Origin of the sequence: Arthrobacter sp. 2YAF22_2 (assembly GCF_052114645.1) — a bacterium.
Taxonomy (GTDB): Bacteria; Actinomycetota; Actinomycetes; order Actinomycetales; family Micrococcaceae; genus Arthrobacter.
On sequence record NZ_JBFRFD010000564.1, the window covers coordinates 1 to 2,174 of the forward strand.

Here is a 2,174-nt window from a genome sequence, read left to right on the forward strand (position 1 = left end):
CATCTGCAACTTCGCCACGGCGGAGCTGATCAAGTCGGCGTCGAACGCCTATCTCGCCACCAAGCTGAGTTTCATCAACGCCATGGCCGAGCTCTGCGAGGCCTCCGGCGCGGACGTGACGGAGCTGGGCGAGGCGATGGGCCTGGATCCGCGGATCGGCGGCCGCTACCTGCACGCCGGCCTGGGCTTCGGCGGCGGCTGCCTGCCCAAGGACATCCGCTCGCTCCGGGTGCAGGCCGCCGCGCTGGGCGTGGACTCGGTGGACGCTTGGATGGCCACCGTGGACGGGATCAACCGGGACCAGCGCTCCCGCACCGTGGCGGCAGCCCGGGACCTCTGCGGCGGCCAGCTGGGCGGCCGGCGGGTGACCGTGCTGGGCGCGTCCTTCAAACCGGACACCGACGACATCCGAGACTCGCCGGCCCTGGATGTGGCCCAGCAACTCGCCGACGCCGGCGCGCACGTCACCGTCACGGACCCGGCCGCGATCAACAACGCGTGGCTGCGCTACCCGCAGCTGCGCTTCGAAGCCTCCACCGAGCGGGCGCTCGACGGCGCCGAGCTGGTCCTGCTGCTGACCGAATGGGAAGCCTACCGCTCGCTCTCGCCGGCGGCGGCGGGCGAACTGGTCCGGCGCCGGACCGTGCTGGACGCCCGGAACGCCCTCGACGCCGCAGCCTGGACCGCCGCCGGATGGACGGTGCACGGCCTGGGCCGGTCCGCTGCCGGGATGCGAGCCGGGACCCGAGCCGGGACGCGAGCCGGGGCTCCGGCAGACACTGTTGCCCTAGGCACGGCCGCGGCGGTCCTGGGCGGATTCGCCACCGCCGACTGAACGGCACCTCCGGAGCCGCGCCGCCAAACAGCGCCGCGCGCCTCCGGGCGGGGCGTGGCGACGCAGCTCCCATCCGCCCCCTATGATTTCTGGGGGGAGGATTCAAAATGCAGCATCGTTGGTCTCAGATTCATCCGGTTGCGGCCGCATGAGCACGTCCGCGCGCACCGAAGAGGACGCCCGGCTCCGCGAAGCCTTGTCCCTGCTCGCCGCCACGCTGGAATCCACCGCGGACGGCATCCTTGTGGTCGGCGCCGACGGCCGGATCTCCTCCCTGAACAACCAGTTCCTCTCGATGTGGGGCATCCCGCGCGAGCTCGCGGACACCGGCGATAACGAAGCCCTGCTGGTCTTCGTCCTAGGCCAGCTGGCGAACCCGGACCAGTTCCTCGCAAAGGTGACTGCCCTGTTCGCCGATCCGGAGGCGGAGAGCCACGACGTGCTGCACTTCCGCGATGGACGCATCTTTGAACGCTATTCGCGCCCGCAGCAGGTGGACGACCGCGTCGTGGGGCGGGTCTGGAGCTTCCGGGATGTCACCGAGGCCAGGCGTGCCCAGGACCGGATCAACCAGGCGATGGCGGACCTCGCCGCCCAGGCCAGCCAGCTGAAGGCCCTCGCCTTCCAGGACGCACTGACCGGGCTGTCCAACCGGCAACTCTTCGACGACCGGCTGGCGCACGCCCTGGCCGGACCGTGCGGGACCGCCGTCGACGTCCTCTTGCTGGACCTGGACGATTTCAAGGAAGTCAACGACGTCCACGGCCACCACGCCGGCGACCAGATGCTGATCGAGGTGGGCCGCCGGTTGCGTGCCAGCGTCCGGCCCAGCGACGTTGTAGCACGGCTGGGCGGGGACGAATTTGTGATCCTGCTGGTCGGTTCGCTCGACGCCGACGCCGCTGCGGCGCGGATCGTCGAATCGCTGAAGGCGCCGGTCTACATTGACGGCACCATGCTGCGGCCCAGCCTGAGCCTGGGCCTGGCGTCCATCAGCGATGACACCGTCGACGCTTCCGAGCTGGTCCGCCGCGCGGACATCGCCATGTACGCGGCGAAGGCGGCCGGCAAGAACCGCTACCTGCGCTTCCGCCCGGAAATGCTGAGTGCCCTGCTGGAACGAACCCAGCTGGAGGCCGGACTGCGGGCCGCCGTGGACAGCGGGGAAATCGTGGTGCACTACCAGCCGATCGTGTCCTCCCGGCTCGGCACCGTGGTCAAGGTGGAGGCGCTGGCCCGCTGGGAACGCGACGGCGCCCTGGTCCCGCCGGAGCAGTTCATTCCCACCGCGGAGCGCAGCGGCCTGATCGTGGAGATCGGCACGGAGGTCCTGCTGCGC

2 protein-coding genes are annotated in these 2,174 nt (G+C 70.6%); both read left to right on the top strand.

All coding sequences use genetic code 11. The features are described 5' to 3' along the window. On the top strand, nucleotides 1-835 hold an 835-nt coding region (locus AB4Y86_RS17315), incomplete at its 5' end, for a nucleotide sugar dehydrogenase (RefSeq protein WP_441403400.1). 148 nt (nucleotides 836-983) lie between these two features. After that, nucleotides 984-2,174 (top strand): diguanylate cyclase domain-containing protein (locus AB4Y86_RS17320; RefSeq protein WP_441403401.1); only part of this gene is annotated, 1,191 nt, incomplete at its 3' end.